This is a genomic window from Paraburkholderia sp. MM6662-R1 (assembly GCF_050436245.1).
Taxonomy (GTDB): domain Bacteria; phylum Pseudomonadota; class Gammaproteobacteria; order Burkholderiales; family Burkholderiaceae; genus Paraburkholderia; species Paraburkholderia tuberum.
Genome location: NZ_JBNDLV010000004.1, coordinates 345,466 through 368,750, shown reverse-complemented (window position 1 = coordinate 368,750; position 23,285 = coordinate 345,466). Strand labels below are relative to the sequence as shown.

General features: G+C 61.3%; 17 protein-coding genes and 3 pseudogenes. 8 read left to right on the top strand and 12 right to left on the bottom strand.

Translation table 11 applies throughout. The features are described 5' to 3' along the window. Positions 1 to 4 precede the first annotated feature (4 nt). From OKW39_RS31475 to OKW39_RS31430, 10 genes and pseudogenes are all read right to left on the bottom strand, one after another. Positions 5 to 626, bottom strand: a pseudogene (locus OKW39_RS31475) (IS6 family transposase); the annotation flags it as partial. A gap of 305 nt (positions 627 to 931) precedes the next feature. Then, on the bottom strand, positions 932 to 1,714 hold the full coding sequence (locus OKW39_RS31470) for an ABC transporter ATP-binding protein (RefSeq protein WP_429553329.1): 783 nt from the start codon (positions 1,712 to 1,714) through the stop codon (positions 932 to 934). Further along, positions 1,711 to 2,589, bottom strand: coding sequence for an ABC transporter ATP-binding protein (locus tag OKW39_RS31465; protein WP_429364051.1), 879 nt, complete (start codon positions 2,587 to 2,589; stop codon positions 1,711 to 1,713). Before OKW39_RS31465 ends, OKW39_RS31470 begins: the two co-directional genes overlap by 4 nt. A 1-nt stretch (position 2,590) precedes the next feature. Then, a complete protein-coding gene (nikC, locus tag OKW39_RS31460; RefSeq protein WP_429364049.1) occupies positions 2,591 to 3,505 on the bottom strand; it encodes a nickel transporter permease in 915 nt (304 codons plus the stop codon). A 64-nt stretch (positions 3,506 to 3,569) separates the two neighbouring features. After that, entirely contained in the window at positions 3,570 to 4,640 is a 1,071-nt protein-coding gene (locus OKW39_RS31455) for an ABC transporter permease (RefSeq protein WP_429564431.1), read from the bottom strand. A gap of 55 nt (positions 4,641 to 4,695) precedes the next feature. Then, positions 4,696 to 6,303, bottom strand: coding sequence for an ABC transporter substrate-binding protein (locus tag OKW39_RS31450; protein ID WP_429364047.1), 1,608 nt, complete (start codon positions 6,301 to 6,303; stop codon positions 4,696 to 4,698). Between the two features lie 64 nt (positions 6,304 to 6,367). Then, positions 6,368 to 6,931 (bottom strand): D-alanyl-D-alanine dipeptidase, encoded by a 564-nt coding sequence (gene ddpX / locus OKW39_RS31445; RefSeq protein WP_090806730.1) that lies wholly within the window; start codon positions 6,929 to 6,931, stop codon positions 6,368 to 6,370. Between the two features lie 34 nt (positions 6,932 to 6,965). Further along, on the bottom strand, positions 6,966 to 7,844 hold the full coding sequence (gene sapR, locus OKW39_RS31440) for a sap1 transcriptional regulator SapR (protein ID WP_090806728.1): 879 nt from the start codon (positions 7,842 to 7,844) through the stop codon (positions 6,966 to 6,968). Between the two features lie 1,310 nt (positions 7,845 to 9,154). Further along, positions 9,155 to 10,381: an ISL3 family transposase gene (locus OKW39_RS31435; RefSeq protein ID WP_429361893.1), complete on the bottom strand. Its 1,227-nt coding sequence runs from the start codon at positions 10,379 to 10,381 to the stop codon at positions 9,155 to 9,157. Between the two features lie 303 nt (positions 10,382 to 10,684). Next, positions 10,685 to 11,488 (bottom strand): DUF72 domain-containing protein, encoded by an 804-nt coding sequence (locus OKW39_RS31430; RefSeq protein WP_090806724.1) that lies wholly within the window; start codon positions 11,486 to 11,488, stop codon positions 10,685 to 10,687. A 252-nt stretch (positions 11,489 to 11,740) separates the two neighbouring features. On the opposite strand from OKW39_RS31430, the gene OKW39_RS31425 reads away from it, so the two are divergent. From OKW39_RS31425 to OKW39_RS31390, 8 genes and pseudogenes are all read left to right on the top strand, one after another. After that, entirely contained in the window at positions 11,741 to 13,453 is a 1,713-nt protein-coding gene (locus tag OKW39_RS31425; RefSeq protein WP_429564430.1) for a DUF6537 domain-containing protein, read from the top strand. Positions 13,454 to 13,530: 77 nt separating this feature from the next. Beyond that, positions 13,531 to 14,712 (top strand): annotated as a pseudogene (locus OKW39_RS31420) (isovaleryl-CoA dehydrogenase). 203 nt (positions 14,713 to 14,915) lie between these two features. Continuing rightward, on the top strand, positions 14,916 to 16,637 hold the full coding sequence (locus tag OKW39_RS31415; RefSeq protein WP_090806718.1) for a site-specific integrase: 1,722 nt from the start codon (positions 14,916 to 14,918) through the stop codon (positions 16,635 to 16,637). A gap of 20 nt (positions 16,638 to 16,657) precedes the next feature. Further along, a complete protein-coding gene (locus tag OKW39_RS31410; RefSeq protein ID WP_429564429.1) occupies positions 16,658 to 19,336 on the top strand; it encodes a DEAD/DEAH box helicase in 2,679 nt (892 codons plus the stop codon). Between the two features lie 252 nt (positions 19,337 to 19,588). Then, a complete protein-coding gene (locus tag OKW39_RS31405) occupies positions 19,589 to 20,491 on the top strand; it encodes a hypothetical protein (RefSeq protein WP_429564428.1) in 903 nt (300 codons plus the stop codon). A gap of 10 nt (positions 20,492 to 20,501) precedes the next feature. Next, the gene (locus tag OKW39_RS31400) at positions 20,502 to 20,927 is read left to right on the top strand and encodes a UPF0158 family protein (protein ID WP_090806713.1); all 426 of its coding nucleotides are present in this window, start codon (positions 20,502 to 20,504) and stop codon (positions 20,925 to 20,927) included. Between the two features lie 15 nt (positions 20,928 to 20,942). After that, positions 20,943 to 21,356 (top strand): hypothetical protein, encoded by a 414-nt coding sequence (locus tag OKW39_RS31395; protein WP_090806711.1) that lies wholly within the window; start codon positions 20,943 to 20,945, stop codon positions 21,354 to 21,356. 15 nt (positions 21,357 to 21,371) lie between these two features. Then, positions 21,372 to 21,494, top strand: coding sequence for a hypothetical protein (locus tag OKW39_RS31390; RefSeq protein ID WP_341809960.1), 123 nt, complete (start codon positions 21,372 to 21,374; stop codon positions 21,492 to 21,494). Between the two features lie 195 nt (positions 21,495 to 21,689). Here OKW39_RS31390 and OKW39_RS31385 read toward each other — a convergent pair. Next, positions 21,690 to 22,142, bottom strand: a pseudogene (locus OKW39_RS31385) (FAD-dependent oxidoreductase); the annotation flags it as partial. Positions 22,143 to 22,228: 86 nt separating this feature from the next. Continuing rightward, on the bottom strand, positions 22,229 to 23,209 hold the full coding sequence (locus OKW39_RS31380) for a quinone oxidoreductase family protein (protein ID WP_090806707.1): 981 nt from the start codon (positions 23,207 to 23,209) through the stop codon (positions 22,229 to 22,231). Positions 23,210 to 23,285: the final 76 nt, after the last annotated feature.

The window sequence follows — 23,285 nt, the reverse complement described above, 5'->3', positions numbered from 1 at the left end:
ATGGCAGGACGAGGCGGGCGCAGCGAAAATCCTTGAAGCCCATCGTGGGCTTGATGATACGTTTGATGGCGCGATGGTCCTGCTCGACAATGTTGTTGAGATACTTGTTCTGCCGGATTTTGATGGGCGTTTGCCGGTCGGCGTTGATGGCTTGCAGGGCGGGCAGATTGGCACCGCTCTTATCCGCGGTGATGGTCTGCGGCTCCCCGTTCCGCTCGATGGCCTTCTCGAAATAGCGATGGGCGGCAGCCTTGTCGCAATGGGCTCGAAGTAGGAAATCGACGGTATTGCCGGCCTTGTCCACCGCGCGGTACAGATACTTCCACTGGCCGCTCACTTTGATATAGGACTCATCCATCCTCCAGCTCTTGCCGACCGGTCGCTTATGTTGGCGAAACGCTTTTTCGAATAACGGCACGAGCTTGATGACAGCGGTGTATCGTCGAATGGTCCACCTCGACACCGCGTTCTGCCATCATTTCCTCAAGGTTTCGCAGGCTCAGCGAGTATGCCACGTACCACCGCACGCACAACAGCATCACATCCAGTGGATAGTGCAGTCGCTTCAGCACCTTGGCGATGCCAGGGAGCAACGTCTTGCGCGGCGTCTTCGTCGTCTTGGCCATCGTGGTCGTCAGCAATTTCCGTCCGCCAAATTTTACCTCAACGCCTTGTTGCGACAGAACCAGACCGGGCCCATGCGAGCATGAGGACGCTGTCAGGCGACACGCGTCCGACACGCCTGACACTTTCCTCAACCGGACAAGATCCTCTGGAAGCTCACATGCTGAGCTTAATGGTCGCCTCATTTGAGATTGCTTCTGGACTGTTTCGTTCAGACGAGTGGAAATGCCGGACGCGCCTGCCTTGAACCAATCACAAGGCAGGACGACGGGCAGGATCGGTGACAACTCCTCGCCGCTACTGGCTTTTATAACAGCGTGTCCGCTCCAGTTACCCGGGCCGACTTGCGCCGGTAGCCCGTGGTCGCGAGCAGCAGGCTGCGCGTGTACTCGTGCTCGACCTGCTGCGCTCGAATGGAAGCGATATCGCGCTGCTCGACAATCTCGCCATTACGCATGACCGCGACGCGCAAGCAGAGAAAGCCGACCACCGCCAGGTTGTGGCTCACGAGCATCATTGTGAGATTGCGTTCGCGATGAAGCCGTCGCAGCAGGTTGAGGATTTCGGCCTGCACGGACACATCGAGCGCGGATGTCGGCTCATCGAGCAGCAGCACGCGCGGTTCGACAATCAGCGCCCGTGCAATCGCGACGCGCTGCCGCTGCCCCCCCGACAACTGATGCGGATAGCGGAAACGATACGCCGGACCCAACCCGACTTCGCGCAGCGCATCGACAATGCGTTCTTCCTGCCGGCCGATGCCGTTGATGGTCAGGGGCTCGCGCAAGGTCTGATCGACTGTGAAACGCGGATGCAGTGAGCCGTACGGATCCTGAAAAACCATCTGTACGTCGCGTCGAAAGGAGCGGTCGATCTTCTCTCCGTGCACGTGCGAGCCGATCTTCATATGGCCGCCAGCGACGGGCGCGAGGCCCGTCAACGCGCGCAGGATCGTCGACTTGCCGGAACCCGATTCGCCGACCAGCCCGAACACTTCTCCTTCGTCGACATGAAAGCTGGCCTGGCGCACTGCGTCGAAGTCACCGGTTTTGGTCCTGAAGCGGACCGTCAGGGCGTTAACATCAATCATGCTGATTCTCCTGCCGATTGCGTGAGCCATGCTGCGTCCCGCTTCAGCACGGGCAGTTCATCGGGCGGATTGATGAGCGGTGGATTCGCCGCGAGCAGGGCGCGCGTATAGGGATGCTGGGCGTGGACGAGATCGCGCGCCGCGCAGGTTTCCACCACACGTCCCGCAAACATCACGACGACGCGGTCGCAGAACGACATTACAAGGGGCAGGTCGTGGCTGATCAAGATCAGGCCTGTGTCGTGCTTTTCGATCATCGCGTCGAGAATCCCGAGCACCTGCATCGAGACGAGCACGTCGAGCGCGCTGGTCGGCTCGTCGGCGATGAGCAGACGCGGTCCGGACGACACCATCATGGCGATCATCACGCGCTGCCCCATGCCACCCGACAACTCATGCGGGTAGGCATCGGCGACACGCTCCGGATTGCGGATATGCACCGCTGCCAGCGCCTCGATGATCTTCTCGCGCATCTCGCGACGGCTGAACTTCGAACCGTGCAGTTCGAACGCTTCGCGCATCTGTTGCGCGATGGTCATCACCGGGTTGAGCGAGTATTTCGGATCTTGCAGGATCATGCCCATCTGCTGGCCGCACAGTTGCCGGCGCTTTCGCACCGACATTGCCAGCAGATCCTGACCGTCGAACTTCATCGCCTTCGCATGGCATTGCGCCGCAGGCGGCAGCAGGCCGAGTAGCGCACGCCCGGTGAGCGATTTGCCAGAACCGGATTCGCCGACGATGCCAAGCCGCTCGCCGCGCTGCAGCGTCAGCGAAAGGCCACGCACGGCTTCGGTCAATTCGCCGCCATGACCGCGAAAGCCAATTCGCAGGTCGTCGATTTCACACAGGGGTTGGGTCGTAACGGCTGGCATATCAGCCTCCATGGCGCGGATCGAAGACGTCTCGCAGACCGTCGCCGAGCAGGTTGAAGGCGAGGCTCACCAGCAGAATGGCAAAGCCCGGAATGGTGGCCACCCACCACGAATCGAGCAGCACGTTGCGGCCCGACGCGACCATGAAACCCCACTCGGGGCTCGGCGGTTGCGCGCCGAGGCCAAGGAACCCAAGACCCGCGACAGTGAGAATGATGCCGGCCATATCGAGCGTCGCGCGCACGATCACCGACGACGAGCAGAGCGGCATGATATAGCGCAGGAGGATGCGCATCCGCGACGCGCCCTGCAAGCGCGCGACGTGAATGAAATCGGCTTGCACGAGCCGCAGCGTTTCCGCCCGCGCGAGGCGTGCATAGGCCGGCCAGGCCGTAATCGAAATGGCGATCACCGCGTTGATGACACCGGATCCCAGCGCGGCCGCGAAAGCGAGCGCGAGCACGATCTTCGGAAACGCGAGCGCCACGTCGGTGATCCGCATCAGCACGTTGTCCACCCAGCCGCCAAAGAAGCCAGCAGTGGTGCCGATCAAAAGGCCCACCGGAACCACGATCACCACGACGAGAATCGCAATCGAAAGCGTGAGCCGTGAGCCGTAGACAAGACGCGAGAGGATGTCCCGGCCAAGCTGGTCGGTGCCGAACCAGTGCGATGGCGAACCCGGCGGCAGCAGGCGGTCGGAGAGGACTTGCTGCAGCGGATCGTGCGGTGCGATCAGCGGCCCGATTGCCGCGATGATGATCAGCAAGGCCAGAATCACCAAGCCGAAGACCGACAGCGGGTTGCCCGCGAAGCGTCGCCAGCGCCGGTAAGCGAGGCCGAGTGCGGCCTGCTTGCGTGACGCGGGCGTGTCACTCAGCAGCCAGTCTTTCCATCGTCGGGGCACGGCATTCATCGGCCAGTCCTGCATTTGCATAGATTGATCGGTTGGGGGAAGCACGAGGGAAATCTCCGGAACATCAGCGGGCGCGCGGATCGAACACGCGATAAAGCGCATCGGTCAACAGGTTGAGCGCGATGAACGTGACGCCGATCACGAGCGTGCTGCCAAGCACGGCGTTCATATCGGCGTTCAGCAGGGCGCCCGTCAGATACGAACCGATACCGGGCCAGGCGAAGACGATTTCGGTCAGCACCGAGCCTTCGAGCAGATAGCTGTACGTGAGTGCGATCACGGTCAGGAGCGGCACGGCGATATTGCCGAAGGCGTGACGCCAGATCACCCGGCGCTCGGGCAAGCCTTTCGCACGTGCCGTGGTGATGTACTCCTGACTGAGTTGCTCGAGCATGAACGAACGCGTCATGCGGCTCAGATAGGCGACCGAGTAGTAGCCGAGAATGGCAGCAGGCAGGGCGATATGCGAGAACGCATTGAAGAACACGTCCCATTCGCCCGCCATGAGAGAATCGATGAGCAGGCTGCCTGTGTGCGTATCGACCATCCCGTCGAATACCGGATCGACGCGACCCGGACCCGCTACCCAGTGCAGCTTCGCGTAGAACAGCAGCAGGCCCATCAGCCCGAGCCAGAACACCGGTACCGAACTGCCGACGAGGCCGACAAAGCGCGCGACGTGATCGATCCAGCGGTTGTGGCGCACGGCGGCAATCACCCCGAGCGGCACACCGATCAGTACGCCAATGATGGTCGACAGGGTCGCGAGTTCGAGCGTCGCGGGAAACACACGCTGGATGTCTTCGATAACAGGATGCGCGGTCAGTAGCGACATGCCGAAGTTGCCATGCAGCACATCGCGCACATAGATCAGGAACTGCACGGCGAGCGGCTTGTCCAGCCCGAGCTGGAGACGCGCCGCCACGTAGGCCGTCGCCGACGCGCGATCGCCGAGAATCGCCAGCACCGGATCAATCGGAATTTTACGGCCAATCACGAACGTGACCGCCAGCAACCCGGTGAAGGTGATCACGAGCGTGATGATCCAGCGCACGAGGCGCAAGGTCCAGCGCACGCTGGCGCTTTCAGCTGAAAGCGCGCGCATGCGCTCGAAAGTCGTGAAGGGAGTCGACATGATGAGTTCCTCGGTCGAAGGCGAAGCCTGGACAGTATCGCCTTCGCCGCAAACGTTACTGCTTCTTCAGATCACGATACGACACGAGGTCGTTGATCGGACCCACCTCGAGTCCCGTCACGCCCGGTCGCGCGGCCACTTGCGAGACCTGCTGGAACATGATCACGAAGGGTGAGTTCGCGAGCATCTGCTTCTGCATCGTCTGGTACAACTCGGCGCGCTTCGCTGTCGACGATTCGGCGAGCGCGGCGTTGGTCTCCTTCGTCAGGCCAGGAATGTCCCACGAGTTGCGCCAGGCGAGCATCTTGTAGGCCGACTTGTCGGAATTGTCCGGATTCCAGGTGAAGCCCTGGGCGTTGCTGTGCGGGTCGATGTAGTCAGCGGACCATTCACCGATATAGATGTCGTGCGAGCGCGAGCGGTACTTTGCAAGCGTCTGCTTGTTGTCCCCGGGGATGATCTGAACCTTGATGCCGCCTTGCGCAAGATTGGCCTGCACGGCTTCGGCGATTTCGCTGTACGGGTAGCCGTTACGCACGTCCATCGTCACGGAAAAGCCATTCGGAAGCCCGGCTTTTGCCAGCAGCGCCTTGGCCTTCGTGACGTTCTGCTGGTAAGGGTTCGTGTTCAGCGCGCCGAGAAAGCCTTCCGGAAGGAACGTTTCGTGCACTTTGTAGGTGGTTTTAGCGACGTTGCTCTGGATACCGTTATAGTCGATCAGCCACTTCATCGCTTCCTGGACTGCCGGTTTTGCCAGGTTCGGATTCTTGACGTTCAGGCCGAGGTACAGAAGCGTCGCTTGCGGCACCGCGGTCACATGCGCCTTGCCGGACTTGGTCAGTGCGACGAGATCGTCCGGACTCAGGTTGCGCGCCACATCGACGTCGCCGTTCTCGATCAGCAGGCGTTGGCTCGATGCTTCCGGCACGTGACGCAACACGATACGCTTCATCGCGAGCGGTAAGCGATAACCGTCGAAGCGCTGCAGTACGATGCTGTCGTTGGCGGTCCATTTGACGAGCTTGTAGGCGCCGGAGCCGGCCTCGTTGGTGCGCAGCCAGTCGTTGCCGAAATCATTGCCTTTCTGGTGCGTGAGCAGCAACTGCTTGTCCACCACCGATGCAGGCCACGCGCCGAGTACGTTCAGGACAAACGTCGGCGCGTATTTCTGGTCTGTCGTCACACTGACGGTTGTGTCGTCAACCTTCTTTACGTTGTTAAGCACATTGTCCCTGGTCAGGCCGATGCCTTGCAGCACGGCCGCCGCGCCTTTGTCGAGCAGGACGGTGCGCTGGATCGACCACGCGACGTCGTCGGCGGTCAACGGATTGCCCGAGTGGAACTTTAGACCCGAACGGATCTTGAACGTGAAGGTCAGGCCGTCGGGGCTCACGGTCCATGATTGTGCGACATCGCCGTTGAACTTCGACGGGTCTTTCAGATCGACCCGCACCAGCCGGTCATACGTATTCGCCACATATTCTTCCGGCACCAGCTCGTAGACTTCGCCTGGATCGAGCGTGGTGAATTCGTCGAGGAGCGTGGCCATGACGAACATGTCTTTCGGCGTCGCCGCCGCAGCGGGGCTGGCCGCTGTGAACGACAAGGTCAAGGCGGAGGCGATCGCTGCCGCCGTCAGTGCATTGCGCGATACCAGTTTCATTGCCGCTCCATAAGGAATGGGGTAGAGCCTGTCAGGGAACAACGGATGGAGAGATCGAACGCCACTACATGAGATGCAACGGACCGCTTTCGCTGTTGTCGATCAGCGGCAGCGCACGGGAGCCTGGCAGCTCGTAATGCCACCATTCGCTCTTGATGTGCGCAAAACCGGCGCCGTGCATGATGCCGAGCAGTAACAGGCGGTTGCGCTGCACGTGCTCGGGCAGGCCCGTATGGAAGTGTTCGGACTCGATCGTCATGGCGTCGAAGGCCGTGCCCATGTCGAGTTCATTGCCGCTGGCATCCAGCAGCGTCAGGTCGATCGCCGTGCCGCGGCTATGGTTCGAACCACGGCCAAGCTCAGCGATGTAGGTGGGATCGGGCAGGAAATCCCACAGCACCTGTTGCGCCTGGGGCGGACGGTAGGCGTCGAAAATCCGCACTGTCAGGCCGGCGCCGCGGGCAATTTCAACTCCCTTGCGCAAACCGGCTTCGGCGGGTTCGAGCAGCAGGCAGTGAGCCATCTTGTAGATGGGCTTGCCGGTCAGGTTGCGCTCGGTGGCATAGACGAGGTCGATGTCCACGCCATGCGTGGCGGCGGTAATTTCGATGAGTCGCGGTCTTGTCATGGAGGGCGCGGTACGATGCCGGATATGAGAGGGTTCAGAGATCGAACTGGTTAAATTCGCCTTGCAGCTCGCGATTGCGCGCGACGCGTTCGTCGATGGCGGCCCCCAGTTGCGCGACGATCGCGGTAATCAGCAGGTTGAACAGGCAGGTGAGCGGCGCCAGAGAGTCCCAGAACTGGCCGACGTCGGTTTTGACCTGCAACAGGTCGCAGGCGAATTCGCGAGCCCAGGGACAATAGATGTCGGTGACCAGCGTGAACGGCACGCCACGACGTGTCGCGGCTTCACAGTAGGGGCGCGCGATCATCGAGTAGGCGCGCGTATCGGTAATGACGAGGTACGGTGAGGCAAACTCCGAGTTCAGCGAATCGACATATGAGCCGGACATACCGTCGGAGTAGAACACGCGCGCACGGATGTATTCGAGGTAGCTGTAGAACGCGTTGCTGATGCCGCGCGTCGACTGGATGCCGAGGATATACACGGCATCCGCATTGGAGATGCGCTCCGCGATGCGGGCGAACATGGGCGATTGCGCCAACTGGTACACATGCCGGATCGCGTCGATTTCGAGTTCTAGCGAGCGGGTCAGGGCGCCGTTCTCGCCGTTATGCGCGGTGTTGCCGGACTGTCCGGACACACGCCGGTATTCGTCGAGCCGGTCGGTAATCATCCACGGGCGCGCTTGTGCGCCGCGCAGCTCGCGCTTGAGGTCGTCGAGGTTGCGATAGCCGACGCTGCGCAGAAAACGCCCCACAGAAATTCCGCTCGTGGCCGTCTGCTGCGCAATTTGATCAGCGGTCTCGAGTCCGAGTCGTTCGAGATTCGCCAGCATGTAACTGGCGATGCGCTTGGCCGTGGGGGTAAGCTCGGTAAAGTGGGCTTCGACGGTTTGTGCGAAAGCGGTCGGCATGTCAGTGTGGGTTTGGTTAATTGCCTGTCGTTTTCTCAATCAATGACATGCATCTAACAAAACCAATAAACTCAGCGCCAGCTTAAAAATTCAATTGGCTGCGACTGTCTCATAGCTTTTGTCAGACCTTGTCTCGCACTGAAGGAAATTCACTTCGGTTCGCCGTTACGGTGGTGGGACAATTATGGAGGGCCTCATTGATTGATGGGGCACAGCTAGCACCCTGAATTTGGCGGATTGCGTCAACCCAAGCAAGGGACCATAGCATCCGATGTCTGGTAGCGGACCGCCAGGCGCTCGACCTCACGTACGCTTGCTCATTATGTCCGGGGCCATCGCGGAGCCGTCGCAATAAATCCGGTATCGAGGCAAACTGCACATTTCGCCGGAGTGTGCGGCGCGACGTCCGGTCACGCTGCTTCGCAAACTTCTTTCCTATTGGGCGCCACGGATGCCGGCGCCGAACTGATACTGTTGTTAGTCCGCGATCGGCCAGAAACGGCCCGTCACGATCTGTTCGCGAACGTCAACTAATGAGGAGCGAGCCGCCCTTCGACGCGGCGACGCCTCGATCGATAGCTGCGCCTGAAAGCGGTCGATGAGCTATCAATGCCTCGACGAGGCTCGCCAGTGACGCCGATCATTTACCGTGGCGGTATTGTGGGCATAATGTCATTCGTGCGGCCCACCAGCCCCAACTTTGAAAGAAAGGTGAATATGGCGGCCCCTGAAAAAATTGTTCAAACACTTTTCGCGAACCTTCCGTTACGGAACGGGAGAAGGGGCCTGCGTCGAAGAATTGATTTCGTAGAGTGCGAGACAGCGGGGTCACAATTCAAATAGACAGATGAAAAGAATCTATACGTACAAAAGGCTTCGAGATCGCGGTCGAGCTTGAACCAGTGTGGGAAGCGTCTGGCAACGTTACATTGCTGCCACCGCGTGGCTTCATCGCCGTCGTGCACACGGCACATTAGAACGGCGGGCGCTACTTGGCTCATGATTGCGCCGATACGGCTGACAGCAGATAACCAGCAGCCTTTCGCGACGGAAGCCGTCGCGCTCATGGCAGGGTTCAGCTCTGGGCAGCGGGTCGTAGACGAGACACTCGTCCAGTGAGTTCGCCCAATCGCGATGGATTGAAGATTGGATGAAGGTAACGGCGGAAGCGGTTTGGCTTCCGCTTAGTATCGGTTTTGTCCGCAGTATCGCGTGAGCATGACCAAGCTGATTCTCGCGAACGCTAAAACTGGGGAGTTCTCGGCGATCATGCAAGACGGCTCTTTTGAAAATGCAGTGGGTAACGGGGCTCACGAGGCATGCGGGTTGAGGCCGGAGAAATCGAGCTTGCCAGCAACGAGAAAGAGGACCGTGCGCATCGTCGCGAAGCGCGTGTAGCCGCGAGCCTTTCGCTTGGCCGCTTGAAACAAGCCGTTGATTGCTTCGATGAAGCCGTTGGTCTGGCGCGTCTGAGTCCAGGCGACGATGCCGTCGAAGTGCCGACGAATCAGACGCGCGACGTCCTTCATCGGCTCGACTTTCGAACGCATGACGTTGGTGCACCACTGCCGCAACATCTCGGAGACGACATGGATTTGCTTGCGCCCGAGAATCTCGCGCAGTTGCTCGCGATACAGCCATGCGCGGGCGGTGCGCTTGGTGGCGTACTGCCTGACCAGCGCCTCGAGGTCGGTCAATTGCGCCAGATTCAGTTTGTTGGCGTCCTTGAGCAGCGTCCAGCGCATCCCTTTAAGTTCTGGGTCGGCTTTCTGTTGTTGGCGGCGCACCGTATCAAGCGCCTTGGACGCGTGGGCGACGACGTGAAACTTGTCGAACGTCAGCCGCGCATTGGGCAGATGTTCGCCCACGCCTTTGATGAAGGCGGGCGACATGTCGATGCTCACCGAGGTGACCTGCTCGGGCGTGCCGTGGTGTCGGCTCAGATATGCCGCGAAGCCTTCAATCGTCTTCGCGTCACGCCCGGGCGTGACGAACACGACCCGTCGCGCCTGCATGTCGGCGACCAGCGTCAGATACTCGTGGCCGCGCCGGTACGAGGTTTCGTCAATAGCTACCGTGCTCACGTCCGACAGGTTCGCCGACGTGAGCGCGAGTTCCACATAGCGCGAACAGATGGCGTGCACTCGGTGCCACGACAGATTGACGATGCGTGCCACCGCGGCAAACGGCATCTGCTGCGCCAGCATCAGCACCAGCGCTTCGAACAGCAACGTGAAGCCGTCGAGTTGGCCGACCCAGTCGGGTTCCACCAGCCGTACCGCGCCATCCGGCAAGCGCACTCGCGGTACCCGCACTTCCAGATAGCACTCGTGCTGGAAGAAATTCAGGTGGCGCAGTCGCTTGATTTGCGTGTCATGCACTGGGTGCTCACCGGCGACCCCGGGGTAGGCGAAGCGGCTGCCAGCGACAAAGTCCACGGCAATCGTGAGCTGCCGTTTGGCCGTGTCGAAGTCGACGCCTTGCAGGTACCACGGGGCCTTGATTCCCAAGGCGGCTTCAAAGAGTTGATTCGTCATGTTCGCTTCGTCTCGCATGGCTGGTTGCCGCATTCTGCCGCAACCAGCCATGCACCAGCTTGCCGGTTCAGGGCGCCTCAAGGGTTCGCTGCGCCGGGCTCACGCCCGCCCTTGACCCGCCAAATCACCCACTCGGGTTTCAAAAGAGGCGGAAAAATTGGCTGCTGGACCGAAGTTGCTAATGCTGTGACGCGCCAGCTTGAGAGCGAAGCCTTTGCGGGCTTCCCACTTTTTCGTTGCGTGCGCCTCGGGTTCTGCTCGCAATACGATCAACGCGTACGCATATCGCTCAACTTTAGCCTGTCACAGGCGCTCGATGATGGCTTTTGCCGCGTCCGGATTGCGTTCCTTGAAGCCGCTGATCACGTAAAGGTAAACATCGCGCGCGCTTTTTGCGGCTGCCTTGGCCTCGACGGGTTCGATATCTTCAGGAATGGTGCCTGCGGCAAGCTGGCGTGCGCGCTCGGCCCACGCATCGAGCGCCTTCTTCGAATAACCTTGGGCCTGCTTTTCGGACGTCCCCATGATGCGCGCATACACAAAGGGTGCGGTGAGACTGGCGATCTGAGGATAATGGCTATCGCCTGCGAGTACGATCGCCACGCCATATTTGCGCGCCAGCGCGACAAAGACTTCGTTGCGGAAACTCTCGTGTCGAACTTCGACGGCATGCCTTAGCGTGAGTCCGTCGAGCTTCCTGGGCAGCAACGCGAGAAACGCTTCGAAGTCGTCTGCGTCGAATTGCTTGGTTGTGGCGAACTGCCAGTTGATCGGACCGAGTTTTTGTTTCAGATGCACGAGGCCACTGCCGAAGAAGCGTTCGATATTGTCGCCGGCCTCGGCCAGCACACGCCGGTTGGTCGCGTAGCGCGGCGCCTTGAGTGCAAATACAAAATCGTCAGGCGTCTCGTCGCGCCACTTCATATAGCTCTCGGGTTTCTGCAAGCCATAGAATGTCCCATTAATTTCGATGGTCGTCAGCTGGCGGCTCGCGTATTCGAGCTCGCGTTTTTGCGTCAGATCCGGCGGATAAAACACCCCGCGCCATGGGCCATAGGTCCAGCCTCCAACGCCAACCCGGATTCGCGGTTTCGTGCGTGTCGCCATATGCGGTTTTCCTCGTAGCTCCGGGTTGCCTCGGGGCGCTCAGGTGTCGATTCCAACTCAATAGCTGTACCGTGCGTCCATGCAAGCATGACCTGCGGGTCGTTATTACAACTGTCTCGCCAATGGTAGCGGACAACACCCACGCCTGTCTGCTAGTAGCAGCCTAAGCAGGTTCACCTGGTCAGTGACGAGCCGCAGCAGTTCAACGGCGCAACACTGCCGCCGGGCACACGGTTGCTGCATCGCGACCAGATGGACGCATTGCAGAAGGAACTGCGGGACGTCGAGGGCGTGACCGCAATTGTCTATGCGCAGACTTGCGCGGCGGAAAAGCGGCGCCGCAGAAAGCAGAAAAAGCTGGTTGATCCTGCGCGCCGCGTGGTCATCAACGAAGAAGTTTGCGAAGGCTGTGGCGATTGCGGCGTGCAGTCGAATTGCGTCTCCGTGATGCCGTTAGAAACCGATCTCGGCCAAAAGCGGACTATCGATCAAAGCTCCTGCAACAAGGATTTCTCCTGCGTGAAGGGATTTTGCCCAAGCTTCGTTACCGTCGAGGGCGGTCAGTTGCGTAAAGCCGCAAAGGCGCGTGTTGCGGTTCCAACGGGGTTGCCCGCGCCGAAAATCGCGGGGCTGTCACGTCCCTACAACGTCGTAGTCACGGGCGTTGGAGGAACTGGTGTGGTCACGGTCGGTGCTCTGATGGGGATGGCTGCACATATCGAAGGCAAAGGAGTTCTGGTTCTCGACATGGCAGGCATGGCGCAAAAGGGTGGCGCAGTCATGTCGCATATCCGCATCGCTCAGACCCCGGACGCATTGCACGCGGCGCGAGTGGCGTCGGGCAAAGCTGACCTTCTGCTCGGCTGCGACATGATGGTTGCTGCGAGCAAAGACGCGATGACGTTAAGTAGCCCGCTGCGCACGCTTGCGGTCGTCAACCTCGACGTTGCTCCGACCGGGACTTTTGCGCGGGACCCCGACTGGCAGGCAGCGCCTGCAGGACTGCTGAGCCAGGTCAAGGCGAATACGCAAGTGACCGAGGCGCTGGAGGCGTCGCGGATCGCTACAGCGCTGACGGGCGATGCTGTAGCGACGAACGTTTTTCTGTTGGGATACGCGTGGCAGAAGGGTTTGATTCCTATCGAGGAGCGCTCCCTGCTACAGACGATCGAACTGAATGGCGCGGCAGTGGAGATGAACAAGTCGGCCTTTGCATGGGGGCGACAGGCCGCGCTGGACCTTTCCATCGCTCGCGCGGCAGCAGGTCTGGAAAAAGTAAGCATCATGGCGATGCCTCAGCGCAAAGCGTCTCTTCAACAGATTGTCGCAGATCGCGTGGGTAAATTGACGGCGTATCAGAATGCGGCCTACGCGAAGCGGTACGAGGATTTCGTCCAACAAATCGCGTCGCTTGAATCGAGCCGTGTGGGTGGTGACCGATTTACTCGCGAGGTGGCGATCAGTCTGTACAAGCTGATGTCCTACAAGGACGAGTATGAGGTCGCTCGCCTTTTTACGGAGACAAGCTTCCTCACACGGCTCCGTGGACAATTCGAAGGGGATTTCAAGCTTCGCTTCCATCTTGCGCCGCCCCTGCTGGCGAAGAAGGACGAGAAAGGCCACCTCATCAAGAAGCAGTACGGCGGCTGGGTCGTCCCTGCGTTTCGCCTGCTCGCGAAAGCGAAATTTCTGCGCGGCACCGTGCTTGATCCGTTCGGCTACACGGCGGAACGGCGGGACGAGCGTGCTGCGATCGGAGACTACCAGAAGCTCGTGAAACGTCTTGTCGAAAGTCTTGACGAAGCGCATATGACGACACGGATTGAGCTTGCGAAGTTGCCGCAGACGGTTCGTGGATTCGGACATATCAGGGAGCGCAATGCGGCCGCCGCTGCGAAGACCGCCGCGGCGTTGTTGGCAAACGGTGAGACCGCGAGACAGGCAACACCAAAAGTAGCGGCGTAACACCGAACCTTGCGGTCGCATGGCATAGCCGCCCGGCGACGAACTGAAATCAACGTTTCCTATACAGGAGACATGCAATGGTACAAATTCCTGGACTCAAATTCCCGCTCGGCGAAGAGATCGAAATGCTGCGCGACAGCATTGGATCGTTCGCCGCCAAGGAAATCGCGCCGTGCGCGGGGGAAATCGATCGCACCGGTCAGTTTCCGATGGACCTGTGGCGCAAGTTCGGCGATCTCGGCGTGCTCGGCATGACGGTCTCCGAAGAGTACGGCGGCGCGAACATGGGCTACACCGCGCACATGGTCGCGATGGAGGAAATCTCGCGCGCCTCGGCCTCGGTCGGCCTCTCGTATGGCGCGCATTCGAACCTGCGCGTGAACCAGATTCATCGCAACGGCAGCGAGGCGCAAAAGCGCAAGTATCTGCCGAAGCTCGTGTCGGGCGAGCACGTCGGCGCGCTCGCGATGAGCGAGCCGAACGCGGGCTCGGACGTCGTCAGCATGAAGCTGCGCGCGGACAAGAAGGGCGACCGCTACGTGCTCAACGGCACCAAGATGTGGATCACCAACGGCCCCGATTGCGACACGCTGGTCGTCTACGCGAAGATCGATCCCTAAGCGAATGCGCGCGGTATCACCGCGTTCATCGTCGAGAAGGGCATGAAGGGCTTCTCGGTCGCGCAGAAACTCGACAAGCTCGGCATGCGCGGTTCACACACCGGCGAACTGGTGTTCCGGGACGTCGAGGTGCCGGAGGAAAACATCCTCGGCGAGTTTAACGGCGGCGTGAAGGTGCTGATGAGCGGTCTCGACTACGAGCGCGCGGTGCTCGCGGGCGGCCCGACCGGCATCATGGTCGCGGTGATGGACGCGGTCGTGCCGTATATCCACGACCGCAAGCAGTTCGGCCAGTCGATCGGCGAATTCCAGCTGATCCAGGGCAAGGTCGCCGATCTGTACACGACGCTGCAGGCATGCCGCGCGTATCTGTATGCGGTGGGCCGCCAACTCGACACGCTCGGCAACGACCATGTGCGCCAGGTCCGCAAGGACTGCGCGGGCGTGATTCTGTACACGGCCGAAAAGGCGACCTGGATGGCTGGCGAGGCGATCCAGATTCTCGGCGGCAATGGTTATATCAACGAGTATCCGGTCGGTCGTTTGTGGCGCGATGCGAAGCTCTATGAAATTGGCGCGGGCACGAGCGAGATTCGCCGCATGTTGATTGGCCGCGAACTGTTCGCGGAAACGATTTAAGCGCGCGCGGGAAAAAGGAGACTAAAACGATGCCCTTCATCGAATCAAAGCTGAACCCCCGCTCGGACGACTTCCGCGCGAACGCGGCGGCGCTCGAAGCGCTCGTCACAGTCTTTTGCGCTCGAGAAAAATTTTACAAATTCGAAGCAGTGAGATAATTTATATTATCGCGTCATTCATTTCGCACATGAAAAGTTGGCACCATGGAAACGCGTCAGACCCAGGAGCCCGCCGGGCAGGGTTTCCCCAATGCCGACTCGCTTGCCGCCCTGCGCAGCTGGTATGCGGGCCTGTCCTCGCGCGCAGCCGTGGCCCGCTACCTGGGCGGGCGCAGGGCGGCAGGCGTTTCCTCGCGGGGTCTCATCGGAGACATCCGCAGGCAACTGATCGCCTTTGCGCATAGCCGGCATCGGCCCGATCTGGCGGCAGTCTTCGAACATACACCCACGCAACGGCACGCACGGGCGGGCACGGTCGAGCGCACGATCAGGACGCTTGGATCGTTGCCCGTACCACAACCGCAGGTGACCGACGACGTCGCGCTGTGGTTCGCGCCGCGCACAGTGCGGGCGCTGCATGCGCACGGCATTCGTACGCTCACGGATCTGACGGTACGCATTCCGCGCCGGCGCCAGTGGTGGACCCGGATCAAGGGGCTCGGGGCGACCGGCGCGCACGCCATCGAAGCGTTCTTCGCCGCGCACCCTGCCTTGACCGAGCGTGCCCGTGCCTTGATCACGCTCACGCAGCCGGCCGGTATCGTGCCGTGGGAGCAGCTACGGCTGCCGCATGAAGTCGACGGTTCGCAGGGTACGTTGCGCGCCCCGCGCGAGACCTGCACGCTCAATGCCACGAACGACTACGAGGCCGTGCAGGCGTGGCTCGCGCTGCACGAAACAGTCACGACGCAGCGCGCCTACCGCAAGGAAGCCGAGCGGCTGATCCTCTGGGCCATCGTCGAGCGAGGCCGCGCGTTCTCGTCGCTGACGACCGACGACGCGATTGCATACCGGACGTTTGTACGCCGTCCCTCGCCCCGTGAACGCTGGGTCGGTCCCCCGCGACCGCGTGATTCTGTCGAATGGCGCCCCTTCACAGGCGGCCTGTCGGCGCGCTCGACTGCCTACGCATTGACGGTCCTCTCGGCGCTGTATCGATGGCTCATCGAGCAGCGCTACGTGCTGGCCAACCCCTTTGCCGGCGTCAAGGTTCGCGGCGCGGCGCTGCGCCCCGAACTCGACACGACGCGCGGCTTCACCGAGGGCGAGTGGCTGCTGCTGCGGGCCTTTGCGGACGGTCTCGAGTGGTCGTACGGCTGGTCCGGACCGGCCGCACAGAGGCTGCGCTTCCTGCTCGACTTCGGCTACGCGACGGGCCTGCGCGCGAGCGAACTCGTGGGCGCCGTGCTGCGCGACATCCGTGCTGACGGGCACGGCGAGTCGTGGCTTCACCTCATTGGCAAAGGCAGCAAACCCGGCAGGGTGGCGTTACCCCCGCTGGCAACCGATGCGCTTGATCAATATCTGCTTGAACGACGGCTGCCGGTCTCACGGGAGCGCTGGAGCCCGGCGACGCCAATCCTCGCCAGCCTCGGCGAGAATGAGGGCGCGGGTATTACGGGCGCGCACCTGTGGCGCGTCATGCGCCGGTTCTTCGTGGAAGCCGCTGGCGTGCTGGAGGGTGATCATCCGCTGCTGGCGGAAAAACTGTGCCGCGCGAGCCCGCACTGGATGCGGCACTCCCACGCCAGTCATGCACTCGCGCGCGGCGCGGAACTGACGAGCGTACGCGACAACCTGCGCCACTCGTCCATCTCAACGACCTCGATGTACCTGCGCGGAGACGACCTCAAGCGCGCCCGGCAGTTCGCTGAGGCCTTTGGACGTCGCATCAGGAAACAGCGTACACCGTCTGACTTGCAGTGAAATCAGCGCCTTCGACCATCATGCCTTCGATCAATACGGATCATCTTGCGCCCAACATCACGCCGACGGGTCATCTTCTTGCGGTGCCGAAAACCGATGCTTCCCCTGTGCCGGAAGACATCGCGCTCGACCGCGCTTTTCAGGCCGGCGCAGGCCACGGTCTGCTCTATCTCGGCAGCACGGTAATCGGACGGGCACTGCCCCCCGCCTGGGGCTGGTGGCGCGACTTCGCCATGCGTTACGTCACCGCGTTGTGCACGACGGCCACAGACGGGGACATCGCAGTCGCCGAACCGGACGCCCGGGACATCGGGAGGCTGATCGACGATGCCCCACCCATGACAGGCGTCGAATATCTCACGCCGCAAGTGCTCGCGACACTGTGGGGCGAGATCGGCAGCGCCCTGCGCCAGGAGCTGGCCAGCACGGGCGGCTCGCTTCAGGCATTTCTCAGGTCGCGTCACCCCACCTGGAATCTGGTGGGCCGGGTCCACTTCAATCTTGCCGAGAACCGGAAAGACCCTGAGGCCCCCTTCGCTTTTCTGGCCACTTATACGGCGCGCGTCTCCGCGCATGGCAAGACCCAGCATCAGCCCCTGTCGCGCTCGCTCGAGGAATTTTCCGGCACGCGCAACAAGGCGCAGCTTCTTTCGCTGCTGCTCCCCGTTCAGCGGGCGGCCGAGTGTTGCGACTGGGTGCGCTCCATGCTTGAGTCGCGCGAGATCTATCATCCGCTGCGCTGGACGCCCACCGAGGCCTGGCACCTGCTCCAGGATCTGCCGGCACTCGAGGCCGCCGGCATCATCGTCCGGCTGCCCGGTACGTGGACGACGGGTCGTCCCGCGCGGCCGAGCGTCACGGCCAGTGTGGGCACGAAACCGCCGTCGCTCGTCGGCAAGGATGCCTTGCTCGATTTCAACCTGGCAGTCTCGCTCGAGGGCGAACCATTAAGCCCCGCCGAAGTCCGAAAGCTGCTCAAGGGCGCCGACGGCCTGCAGTGGATCCGCGGGCGCTGGATCGAGGTGGATACCCGGAAGCTCGGCCGTCTTCTGCAACGCTTCGAAGATCTCGGGCAAGCCGCGCAATTGGGGCTCCCACTCAACGACGCGCTACGCCTGCTGGCAGGCGTGCCGGGCAATGATGCCGAAGTGCCTGAAGAACACGACTGGGCGCAGGTCGTGGCCGGTCCCTGGCTGGCCGATACCCTTCAGAACCTGCGTCAACCGCAAGGCCTGGCGCGCGTCGAGCCGGGCCCCGGGTTGCATGCGCAGCTTCGACCGTACCAGCACGCGGGCGTGCAGTGGCTCTACCTGCTCAGCCGGCTCGAACTGGGCGCGTGTCTGGCCGACGACATGGGGCTCGGCAAAACGATCCAGATCCTCGCGCTGCTCCTCATCCTGAAGCGCGAACAGCGTGATCCACGTCCCAGCCTCCTCGTTGCGCCGGCCTCCTTGCTGGCCAACTGGGCCTCGGAAGCCGAACGCTTTGCGCCCGGTCTGCGCGTCCTGGTTGCCCACCCCTCCGTCACGCCGGCCGAGACCCTGCGCGGCCTCGATGAGGTGCGGCTCGCCCAGACCGACCTCGTCATCACCAGTTTTGGCGCGCTGCTTCGCCAACCCGCGCTGGAGACGATCCGATGGCGCCTGGCGATCGTCGACGAAGCGCAGGCAATCAAGAACCCCGGAGCCAGGCAGACCCGGCAGGTCAAGAAGCTTCAGGCGCAGTCGCGCATCGCCCTGACAGGTACCCCCGTGGAAAACGGCCTGGCGGACCTGTGGTCCATCTTCGATTTCACGCATCCGGGCCTGCTGGGCTCGGCGAAGGATTTCGCCGGATTCAGCAGGCGTCTCGCGAAAGCCGGGCACTTCGGTCCGCTTCGCTCGCTCGTGCGACCGTACCTTCTGCGCCGCCTGAAGACGGACAGGAATGTCATTGCCGATCTCCCGGAAAAGACCGAGCTCAAGGCCTGGTGTCACCTGAGTCCCGTCCAGGCCGCACTGTACGAGCGCGCGGTTCAGGACCTGGCCGCCGCGCTCGACGGTGCACAAGGCATCGAGCGCAAGGGCATCGTGCTGAGCTACCTGATGCGTTTGAAGCAGATATGCAACCATCCGTCCCAGTGGCTCGGCGACGCGGCATGGAAGCCTGAGGCCAGCGGCAAATTTGCGCGTCTGCGGGAACTGGTCGACGTGATTGCCGCGAAGCAGGAAAAGGTACTCGTATTCACGCAGTTTCGCGAAACCACCGAGCCCCTGGCGGCGTTTCTGGGATCACTGTTTGGCCGCGAGGGTTTGATCCTGCATGGCGGCACCCCGGTCGGAAAGCGGCGCGAGCTGGTCAGGCTTTTTCAGGAAGACGAATTGACGCCCTTCTTCGTGCTGTCGCTCAAGGCAGGGGGATCGGGGTTGAATCTCACGGCTGCCTCCCACGTGATTCATTTCGATCGCTGGTGGAATCCGGCCGTGGAGAATCAGGCGACGGACCGGGCCTTTCGCATCGGCCAGCGCAGGAACGTGCTGGTGCACAAGTTCGTCTGCCGGGGCACAGTCGAGGATCGGATCGACCAGCTAATCGAAACGAAGCAGCAACTGGTGAAGGATGTGCTCGAAGGCGGAGCGGAGCTGCTGCTGACTGAAATGACCGATCGGGAGTTGCTCGATCTCGTCAGGCTCGATATACATCGTGCGCAGGAAACCTGACTACGCAAAGGGAATGTGATGGGTTACTACGGTGGATGGAAACCTTATGTCCCGGTGGCTGAACGCCGGAGAAAAGCCGAACAGCAGGTCGCGAAAGCAATCAAGACCGGCAGGACGCTGTCGCCGATAGCGCCGTATCGCGGCGCCATCGCGAAAACCTTCTGGGGCAAGGCGTGGTGCGATAATCTGGAGCGCTACAGCGACTACGGCAATCGCCTGCCGCGCGGGCGCACCTACGTCCGTAACGGTTCGGTGATCGATCTGCAGATCACGGCGGGCAAAATACACGCACAGGTCATGGGATCGAGCCTCTACACGGTCAAGATCGACGTCAGTGCGTCTGCCAATCAACACTGGCGCACGTTGGTCGCCGACTGCGCGTCATCGATCGATTCCATGGTCGAGCTGCTGCAGGGCAAGCTATCGGGCGCCGTGATGGAACGGATCTGCAAGCCGGGCACGGGACTCTTTCCGTCGCCGAAGGATATCCGGTTCGGTTGCAGCTGCCTCGACTGGGCGTCGATGTGCAAGCATGTGGCCGCGGTGCTGTACGGTATCGGCGCCCGGTTCGACCAGCAGCCCGAACTGCTCTTCACGCTGCGGGGTGTGGACGCCGCCGATCTCGTCAGCAGCACGGGTGCCGGATTGTCCGCAGCGGGACCCGCGCCAGCGTCGGGCAAGGTTCTCGACGACGCGGCCCTGGGCGACGTATTCGGTATCGAGATCGACACCGGCAGCGAGCCGCTCGCCGCATCTCCTGCTGCACGCAAACGGACAGGCAGGCAGTCCGCTGCGCAAACGAGCCGGGTTCCCACGCCATCGACCCCAGCGAAACCGGCAGCGAGTGCGAAATCGACCTCGAAAGGCAAAACGGCGGCACCCAAAACGGTGGTCAAATCCGTCGTTGCCGCAAAACCTGCTGGCAAGGCGCGTGCGGACGCACCAGGGGCGACCCGTTCAGCAAGCGCGAAATCGACCTCGAAAGGCAAAACGGCGGCGCCTAAAGCGGTGGTCAAACCCGTCGTTGCCGCAAAACCTGCCGGCAAGCTGCGCGCGGGGGCTCCAAAGGCGCCCCGTTCAACCGCCACGCAAAAACCGCCCACACGTTCGCCGGCGACACCACGACCCCCACAGAAAGCAAAAACATCCCGATGAGGTCACCGTCATGGTCGCCGTCAAATTCGATGATCTTTCCTCGGCCTTCGACTTCGTCAGCTATGCAGCGCCGATGGAACACCAGGCGTATATCTCGCTCGATACGGGAAAAATCTACTGGATTTCCGATGCCATCGACACGATCGAGGAGGCGATTCCCGAGGATCTGGAAGACCCGGATCGCTACCTCGCGATACCGCACAAGAACGAACTTGATCTCGGAAGCAGTCTCGCCCTGCGCTTTGCCGCACAGCAGCTGCCTGCGCGTTATGACCAGATTGAAGGGTTTTTCCAGCGGCGAGGGGCATACGCGCGCTTCAAGGATTTACTCGAGCGCGAAGGTGCTCTGGAACGCTGGTATGCGTTTGAAGCCGACTCTGTCGAAAAGGCACTAAGGCAATGGGGCGCTGAAAACGGGCTCGAGATTCTTGATTGAGAGGCGACGCGTCGGGTGAGACAGGCCAAAGTCTCTCGCTACACAGCGTACCATCTTTACGTCAATCAGCCGGAAACCCTGCTACACAAGGCTCTTCAGCCCGGAATTCGTCACAGAACTGAAAAGGCACCAACTTTTGTAGTAGTTCGTATCAACTTTAGTTCGTTTGACAACTACGACGGGGCCTGCCTCAACGCGGGTAGTGACGCGACCCTGGTCTCGAATCCCGATGGTGGCGTTGTTCAGCTCAGGCGGCGCGCTGATGCTGAGAAAAAGCGGCTCGTGGAGCTGCGCAAGAGCGGGCTGCAGAAGATACCCGCCGGCCGCGTACAGAGTATGCAATCGCTTCCCGATGCGATGCTCGGAATAACGGAGCCCGATGCGTTGTACGCGTTCGTGAATGACGTGTTACCTCTTCTGCGCGACTAGGGCTGGCGCGTCACCATGACAGCTGAGTTCCGCTTCAACGTGATCGAGATCCATGCCATCGACGGGACGGCGCACCATGCCGGCGACGGCTGGTTCGATCTGGAAATGGGCATCGCGGTGGCCGGGGTTACCACCTGACTGAAGCTGCCATTAACTTTCAGTCGACCCTTGCAGTGTTCAATGCACTGCGATCGGTCAAATTTTTCCTTTTGGACTCGTTGAATTAGCATCGTTTTGACGAAAAATTCACGAATTACAGCCAACCCTCTTGTGAAGCCGAGAATCTCGTCTGAGTCACGGTCAACTATGATCTATCCGTTTCGCCGTTGGTACGGGCGCAGCTGCCATCGGCAGGCTTGCGACCCGGACCGGAATGCCGCGTGTTGTCGCTTCTATCTCAGTGATGCCGATTCTTCCCAGCTCCGGCTCGACAAAGAGCGCGTACGGGATAACCCTGTCTGTCTTTGTCCGTAAGCCTCCGTCCAGAACCGATTTCAGTAAGCGATAGTCGTCAAAGGAAGCGTGTGTGAACATGGGCGTGCCGGGAACTTCACCGATTGCCCACGTGTTCTGTGCAGTCGTTGCGAGTCGCTCGTCTGTGACGATGAAGCCGCGCAAATCAACTTCAACTCCTGCCGCGTCAAGACCAATATCTCGGGCGTTGGGGATACGCCCTGCCGCGACGAGAATATGCGTGCCCCGTACGGCGCTGCCGTCTGCGAGGGTGATTGTTACTTCCTGCCCAGAATGTCCTTCGACCCGTGCAGCCCTAACGTTCATACGTATAACCGTCCGGCAGCGGGTCATTAACGACCTGACCCGACATGCCGAATCACTGGGCTACGTTCCGCAGCCCAAACAGCCTGACATATTCAAATCACGAAAATGGAGGACCCCGTAGTTTTTCGAGCCTCCAGGTCCTGATGTGCCTGCACCGCGTCCTCCAGGGCATACCGCTGATTGATCCCGATGCGGATGCGGCCTGCCGCCACATGGCCGAATAGCTCATCGACCAGTTCTGCCTTCTCGGCCGGATCGGCGATATAGTCGGCGAGACCCGGGCGGGTCACGTACAGCGAGCCCTTGCGGGCCAGAATTGCCGGATCGAACGGCGGGATTTTGCCGGAAGCGGTGCCGACGCAGACCAGCAGGCCGCGGCGCTTGAGAGAGTCTAGCGAGGACATGAAGGTGGTCTTGCCCACGCTGTCGAAGACCACGGACACGCCCACTCCGTTGGTGAGTTCCCGCACGCGCTTGGCCACATCGTCATGACTATAGTTGATCGTGTGATCACAGCCGTGGGCGCGCGCCACCTCCGCCTTGGCGTCAGTCGAAACCGTACCGATCACCGTCAGGCCGAGCAGTTTGGCCCACTGCGAAACGATCAGGCCAACACCGCCTGCTGCGGCATGCAGCAGCACGGCGTCGCCAGCTTTGAAAGGGTAGATTCGGCGCACCAGGTAGGCGGCGGACAAGCCCCGCATGGTCATGGCCGCCGCAGCTTCGCAACTGATGGCCTCCGGCAGCTTGATCAGCGGCGCGGCAGAAATCAGCCGCTCCGTGCTGTAGGCGCCCAGCGTGTTGATGAAGCCCGTGTAGGTCACACGGTCGCCGACCGCCAGATGGGTCACGCCCGCACCGATGGCCTCGACCACGCCGGATGCCTCGTTGCCGAGGCCGCTGGGCAGCGGAACCTCGTAGATACCGCCGCGAAAGTAGGTGTCGGCAAAGTTAAGACCCACTGCCACGTGGCGGACGCGCACCTCTCCCGGTCCCGGCTCTCCAACTTCAGCGTCCTCAAAACGAAGGACCTCGGGACCGCCGGTTTCGTAGAATTTAACGACTTTTGCCATGTTGTCTCCTGTCGACCAGAGTTGGCGCTTTAGCGCCTTACTCTGGTCCCATGCAATATCTGCGGTCGACCAGAGT